This window comes from Planktosalinus sp. (assembly GCF_059864935.1).
On sequence record NZ_JCBCCK010000183.1, the window covers coordinates 1 to 6,615 of the forward strand.

Consider the following 6,615-nt stretch of genomic DNA (forward strand, 5'->3'; position numbering starts at 1 on the left):
GGACAAATGTCTGTTTACGGACTTCCTTCAGGAAGACTTCTTAAGGTAATTCCTGTGTTTTCCCAGGATGCTGAAAAAGGCTATGGATACAGTGAAGAAACCCTTGCTATGTTGAACACATCCTTTGGGTTTGTGCCTTGGGGCGACTCTCACCACCCTGACTTATCACAAACCAATGGAGAATTGGATGGACGATGGGTTTTCATCAATGAAAACAATACCCCGCGTATTGCTCGCATCGATCTGGACACTTTTGAAACAGGTGAAATTCTTGAAGTACCCAACAGTGCCGGTAACCACAGTTTTGCGCTGACTGAAAATACAGAATACCTGATTTCAGGCACTCGTTTTGCCGTGCCTTCTCCACAAAGAGATATGCCTATTGATGAAATGAAAGGCAACTTTAAAGGGCCTTTAACCTTCACAAAAGTAGATCCAGAAACAGGTAGAATGAATCACGCCTTTCAGGTTATTATGCCCGGATTTAACTATGACCTGGCTCACCCGGGCAGAAAAGCCTCTCACGGTTGGATTTTTGCCACTACTTATAATACTGAGGAAGCCAATACACTACTTGAAGTAAACGCCTCTCAAAATGATAAGGATTTTATAGCAGCTATTAACTGGAAAAAAATTGAAGAGTATGTTGAAAACGGCGGTGGAACTATGATGCCTCTTGAGCATGGGTACGCACACAACGTTTTAAGTCACAGTACACACACAGCTACCACAACAATGATCAATGAAATATTGACTGTTGACCCCACAAACATCCCCGGAGCCGTATATTTCTTACCGATACCAAAATCACCTCACGGTTGTGACGTTGACCCAAGTGGTGAATATATTGTGGGAAGCGGTAAGCTGGCTGCAGAATTGACAGTATTTGCTTTCTCAAAAATACAAAAAGCCATTGAAGAGGAAAACTTTGACGGTGAAGCTTATGGTCTACCTATACTTAGCTACGAAGCTATTTTAGGAGGTGTAGTACAACAACCCGGACTTGGACCTCTACATACAGAATTTGATGCTCATGGTTATGCATATACCACGTTCTTTATCTCTTCTGAAGTTGTAAAATGGAAACTGGGAACATGGGAAGTGGTTGATCGCCAACCCACCTTCTACTCTGTTGGTCACTTGGTGATTCCTGGCGGAAATACTCAAAAACCTTTTGGAAAGTATTTGGTGGCTATGAATAAAATCACTAAAGATCGTTACCTCCCCACAGGACCTGAAATGAACCACTCAGCCCAGCTGTATGACATTACAGGAGATAAGATGGAATTGTTACTGGATTTCCCAACCATTGGTGAGCCTCACTATGCTGCGGCAATACCGGCTCATTTGGTTGCGCCAAATTCCAAGAAAATATTCCTGCTTGCTGAAAACAAACACGAGCACGCAACGCTTAGCCCAAGAGATGCCCGTGTTGAAAGGGACGGCAATGTTGTAAGGATTTATATGACCATGGTGAGAAGCCACTTTAACCCAGATAATATTGAAGGTATTAAAGTGGGTGATAAGGTTTATTTCCACGTAACCAACCTCGAGCAAGACTTTGATGTGCCACACGGTATTTCAATGATTGGTGCAAACACATCAGAACTATTGATTATGCCCGGAGCAACCAAAACATTTGTCTGGGAACCCAAACGCGAAGGCGTATGGCCATTCTACTGTACAGACTTCTGTTCGGCACTACACCAGGAAATGCAAGGTTACATAAGGGTTTCTTCTAAAGACAGTAATATACCTCTTAGTTGGTCATTAGATTAAAAGTTTAATTGGTTATTAATTTTTGATTTGATGTAAAGCGGGTAGCACAACTTTATGTCTACCCGCTTTTTATTTAAACCACACACATAATGAAAAAGTCAAGCCTTTTAATGATTATTGGTAGCCTGATGTTACTGGGATTATTTTACTACCCACTTTGGAACATCCAGTTGGGTGCCCCACAGTATCCCGACCCGTTGGGAATGAATATTTACATTCACGGTATTGAGGGTGAAGAAGAATTTGATATTCAAAATATCGATGGTGTTAACAAATACATCGGGATGAAAAAAATTCCAAAAGCCGAAGCGATGTGGGAATTCAGCGTTTTTCCTAAAGTGATTACAGGAATGATAGCTCTTGGAGTAATTGTTGGATTACTCGGTTTCTTTAGAATAGTTAACCATAAATGGTTTCTCGGATGGTTTATTTTAATGACCGTATTGGGAATACTTGGCATGTATGACTTTGATTTATGGCTGCTTGATTATGGCACAGACCTCAATCCCAATGCTATTTTAAAATTAACTGATCTGGAAGGCAATCCGCTAAGTTACAAACCACCACTTTTTGGAACCGATAAAATTCTTAACTTTACGGCAAGTTCATATCCAGCCTTGGGCGGATATATGATGTTTGGCGGTATGGCAATGACACTTCTGGCCTTTTTTGTCGGAAGAAAAGAATACAAAAATTTAAAAACTAAAAACGCTTAATATGAAGCCACTACATAGTTTGCTAACAATCGCTTTGCTGCTGCTCACTTCCTGCAGCACTCAGCCGGAGCCCATCAATTACGGGACTGATGCCTGTCACTTTTGCAAAATGACTATTGTGACTAAAACACATTCCGCGCAAGCGGTTTCCTCTAAAGGAAAACAATTCAAATATGACGCCATCGAATGTATGGTCAACGATTTGAATACTGAAAACCAGGCTGAAATGTCAGTGATGTTGGTGGCCAATTATTTGAATGCCGGAGAAATGATTCCTGCCGAAAAAGCCACTTATCTAGTTTCTGAAAATATACCCAGCCCCATGGGCGGAAATCTTTCAGCCACTGTAAATAAAGCTGATGCAGAACAACTTAAAGTCGAAAACGGAGGTGAAATTTTTGACTGGAACACCTTAAAAAATAAAAGCGTAAACCCCAATTACAATCACTAAAATACTTTTAATGAAGTTTTTTACAGGAATCCTATTAATATTACTCCCATTTATTATTGAAGCACAAACCATAGAAGTTTGCAGTAATTGTGAGGTCAAATCACTTAAAGAGGCCATACAATTGTCTGAAGACGGCGATACCATTCTCATTAAAGAAGGCATTTATAAAGAACACGATATCCATATAATAGATAAAGCCATACACATCAAAGGGGAAGGAAACCCTGTGATTGATGGTGAAAACAAGGGTACGGTGATTAGCGTAAGAGGAAACAACTTCACCATAGAAGGCATCACCATCATTAATGTGGGAAGAAGCTATACCAAAGATTTTGCTGCTATTCTCATTTCAGAAAGTGCTAATTTTACCATTAAAAACAACATATTAGAAAATGTCTTCTTTGGAATATTAATCGAAAAATCTTCAGAAGGGCGCATTGACGGCAATACTATTTCAAGCCAGGCGGTGAGCGAGGCCAATTCCGGAAATGGAATTCACTTGTGGCATTCTAATAAAATCACCATCCACAAGAACCAGGTGCGACAAATGCGTGATGGTATTTATATTGAATTTGGCGATAACTGTAAGGTGACCAACAACCACACCCACAAAAATGTGCGCTACGGTCTTCACTTTATGTTTTCCAACAACAATGAATACCATTACAATGTATTTGAAGAAAACGGTGCAGGTGTTGCAGTGATGTTTTCAAAATTTGTAGTGATGACCAACAACACCTTCAGAAAAAGCTGGGGGGATGCTTCTTATGGCTTGTTGCTGAAAGAAATTTATGATTCAGAATTGAGAAATAATACTTTTGATCAAAACACTATTGGAATCAACGCTGATGGCGCGACCCGCATAAAATATATTCACAACGATTTCACCAATAATGGTTATGCTATAAAAGTGCACGGTGCCTGTTACAACAATACCTTTGAAGAAAATAACTTTCTTCACAATGCATTTGATGTGGGCTATTCCGGAAGGATGAATCAAAACGTTTTCGACAACAACTACTGGAGTGCCTATGCCGGTTATGATTTGGACAAAAACGGCATTGGTGACGTGCCTTACAGACCGGTGAGGTTGTTTTCACACATAGTCAATCAAACGCCTGAAGCCATAGTGCTTTTGAGAAGTTTATTTATTGATATCGTTGATTTTTCTGAAAAAGTAACCCCCATTTTTACACCCAAAGAATTAATTGATGAAAACCCAAGAATGAAAAGAATTTTATGGTAACAATTGAAAATTTACATAAAAATTACGGAATGAACGAAGTCCTGAAAGGTATCGATCTCACCATCAATGACGGTGGTATTTTTGCTGTGTTAGGACCCAATGGAAGTGGAAAAACCACTTTAATTAAAAGCATTTTAGGTATGGTAATCCCTAAACTGGGTAACATTTCGGTTGACGGAACTTCTATCAAAAACAATTGGAAGTATCGCAAAGAGATTGATTATCTGCCACAGATTGCCAACTTTCCCGGAAACCTGACGGTAAAGGAACTCATCAGAATGATAAAGGATTTGCGCAACAAACCTGCCAATGATGATGAACTTATCACCTATTTCAAACTGGAAGAATTTCTGGACAAAAAACTGTTAAACCTTTCCGGGGGAACTAAGCAAAAGGTTAATTTAGTATTGACTTTCATGTTTGACAGTCCACTGGTGATCCTTGATGAGCCCACTTCGGGACTGGACCCTATTTCCCTAATCCGATTGAAATCCTGGATTCAAAAGGAAAAAACCAAAGGAAAAACCATTTTGATTACTTCACACATTATGAGTTTTGTGGAAGAAGTTTCTGATGATGTCATTTTCATTCTGGAAGGAAAAATTTATTTTAAAGGCAGTGTTTCTGAATTGAAGAAACAAACCAACCAACCCGATTTTGAACACGCCATAGCCACCATTTTAACCGAAAATCATGTTTAAAATATTAAAATACAGTTTTTACGATTTATCACGCAGCCGCTGGAGTTATGTTTATTTTTTATTTTACCTGTTGCTGGGCTTTACCTTATTGTTTTTAAACAGTGACCTTTCAGGGGCAGTTATCACGATGATGAACGTAATCATTGTTTTAGTCCCGCTCATAGGGACCATTTTTGGAGTCATGTACTATTACGATTCCAAAGAATTCACCGAACTCCTCCTTGCCCAACCCATAAAACGCAGCTCTATCTTTCTGGGCCAGTATTTTGGAGTGTCCATTTCACTTGCCGCCAGTCTGGTTTTTGGCCTTGGTATTCCTTTTGTGGCCTACGGACTCTTTCAATCTGCTGCTATTTTTGAATTCACGATGCTTTTAGTCACCGGTGTTTTCTTAACTTTTATTTTTACCGCACTGGCATTTAATATCGCTCTGTCCAACGAGAATAAAATCAAAGGATTTGGATTCGCCATCTTGTTATGGCTATTCCTTGCCGTGATTTATGACGGTATCTTTTTGATGGCATTGGTGCATTTTCAGGAATATCCCATTGATAAGTTTGCACTGATTGCCACCATGGGCAATCCCATAGACTTGTCACGTATTCTCATTATTCTAAAACTCGATATCTCTGCACTTCTTGGATATACCGGAGCCGTGTTTAAAAACTTTTTCGGCACCTCTTTGGGATCTATTCTGTCCTTGGGCATGCTTTTCCTTTGGGTAATCTTACCGGTATGGCGCATTTCCGCGAAAGCGAAAAAGAAAGACTTCTAATAAGCACGGATTGTTCGGATTTTATCGGATTGCACGGGTATATACGATGTTTATTAATTACAAACATTACTTCAAATCTACGTATATTTTATTTCGTACTTCAACGCCTCTTATGTTTCAAATCATAAATTAACACCTTTCGTTTACTGACCTTTACACAATAAACTAAAAATAGTATAATTTCTTTCCATACTTCCCTTTGGTGGGATTGAGGGGGGGACTAAAATCTAATATCTATTATTATGGAAACACTAAAACAAAAAACTGTAGCTGACTTGGTCACCGAAAACATTAAAACTGCACATATCTTTAAAAAATATGGCATTGATTTTTGCTGTGGGGGCGGAATCAGTGTTGAACGCGCCTGTGAGAAAAAAGGAGTTGATTATCAAACCCTCGCTGACGAGTTGATGCAGGTTGGCAGTACTGATCGTGCATACAATTACAAATCGTGGTCGCCTGATTTTCTAATTGATCATATCATTAATGTACACCACGCATATGTGGAAGAGAATTTACCCCTATTACTTCAGTATTCTGACAAAGTGATGAAAGTACACGGGCATCACGATAGCGAATTGGTTGAGATAAACAATCTGGTTAGAACAGTAGCGGGCGAGCTGTCCAGTCATATGAAAAAAGAAGAATTGGTTCTTTTTCCCTTTATCAAAAAAATGGCCAACGCACAAAAAGAAGGCATCACTCTTCCCCGCCCCTCTTTTGGAACCGTTGACAACCCCATTGCGTTGATGGAAGAAGAACACGACGCTGCAGGTGAACTCTTCCGTGAGATTTCTGAATTATCAAATAATTACACGCCACCTCCCCACGCCTGTAATACTTACAAAGCATTTTATGCCAAACTGGAAGAATTTGAAAACGACCTACATCTACATGTGCATTTGGAAAACAATATCCTTTTCCCAAAAGCAAATCAAATGGAGAAA

7 protein-coding genes are annotated in these 6,615 nt (G+C 39.4%); all 7 read left to right on the forward strand.

Features of this window, described 5'->3' with window-relative positions; all coding sequences use genetic code 11:
* A partial coding sequence (gene nosZ, locus AC6F75_RS06725; RefSeq protein ID WP_500714187.1) for a Sec-dependent nitrous-oxide reductase occupies positions 1 to 1,779 on the forward strand: 1,779 nt, incomplete at its 5' end.
* A gap of 89 nt (positions 1,780 to 1,868) precedes the next feature.
* On the forward strand, positions 1,869 to 2,495 hold the full coding sequence (locus AC6F75_RS06730) for a hypothetical protein (RefSeq protein ID WP_500714188.1): 627 nt from the start codon (positions 1,869 to 1,871) through the stop codon (positions 2,493 to 2,495).
* Position 2,496: 1 nt separating this feature from the next.
* Positions 2,497 to 2,946 carry a nitrous oxide reductase accessory protein NosL gene (locus AC6F75_RS06735; protein WP_500714189.1) on the forward strand — a complete coding sequence of 150 codons (450 nt, stop codon included), beginning with the start codon at positions 2,497 to 2,499 and terminating at the stop codon, positions 2,944 to 2,946.
* Positions 2,947 to 2,956: 10 nt separating this feature from the next.
* Positions 2,957 to 4,192 (forward strand): nitrous oxide reductase family maturation protein NosD, encoded by a 1,236-nt coding sequence (locus AC6F75_RS06740; protein WP_500714190.1) that lies wholly within the window; start codon positions 2,957 to 2,959, stop codon positions 4,190 to 4,192.
* A complete protein-coding gene (locus AC6F75_RS06745) occupies positions 4,186 to 4,893 on the forward strand; it encodes an ATP-binding cassette domain-containing protein (RefSeq protein WP_500714191.1) in 708 nt (235 codons plus the stop codon). Before AC6F75_RS06740 ends, AC6F75_RS06745 begins: the two co-directional genes overlap by 7 nt.
* Positions 4,886 to 5,668, forward strand: a complete 783-nt coding sequence (locus AC6F75_RS06750; RefSeq protein ID WP_500714192.1) for an ABC-2 transporter permease — start codon at positions 4,886 to 4,888, stop codon at positions 5,666 to 5,668. Before AC6F75_RS06745 ends, AC6F75_RS06750 begins: the two co-directional genes overlap by 8 nt.
* Positions 5,669 to 5,910: 242 nt before the next feature.
* Positions 5,911 to 6,615 (forward strand): iron-sulfur cluster repair di-iron protein (gene ric, locus AC6F75_RS06755; protein ID WP_500714193.1); only part of this gene is annotated, 705 nt, incomplete at its 3' end.

Bases quoted from the DNA above. Each gene is read 5' to 3' on its own strand.
- AC6F75_RS06730 (WP_500714188.1), top strand. From the start codon at position 1,869: ATGAAAAAGTCAAGCCTTTTAATGATTATTGGTAGCCTGATGTTACTG.
- AC6F75_RS06735 (WP_500714189.1), top strand. From the start codon at position 2,497: ATGAAGCCACTACATAGTTTGCTAACAATCGCTTTGCTGCTGCTCACT.
- AC6F75_RS06740 (WP_500714190.1), top strand. From the start codon at position 2,957: ATGAAGTTTTTTACAGGAATCCTATTAATATTACTCCCATTTATTATT.
- AC6F75_RS06745 (WP_500714191.1), top strand. From the start codon at position 4,186: ATGGTAACAATTGAAAATTTACATAAAAATTACGGAATGAACGAAGTC.
- AC6F75_RS06750 (WP_500714192.1), top strand. From the start codon at position 4,886: ATGTTTAAAATATTAAAATACAGTTTTTACGATTTATCACGCAGCCGC.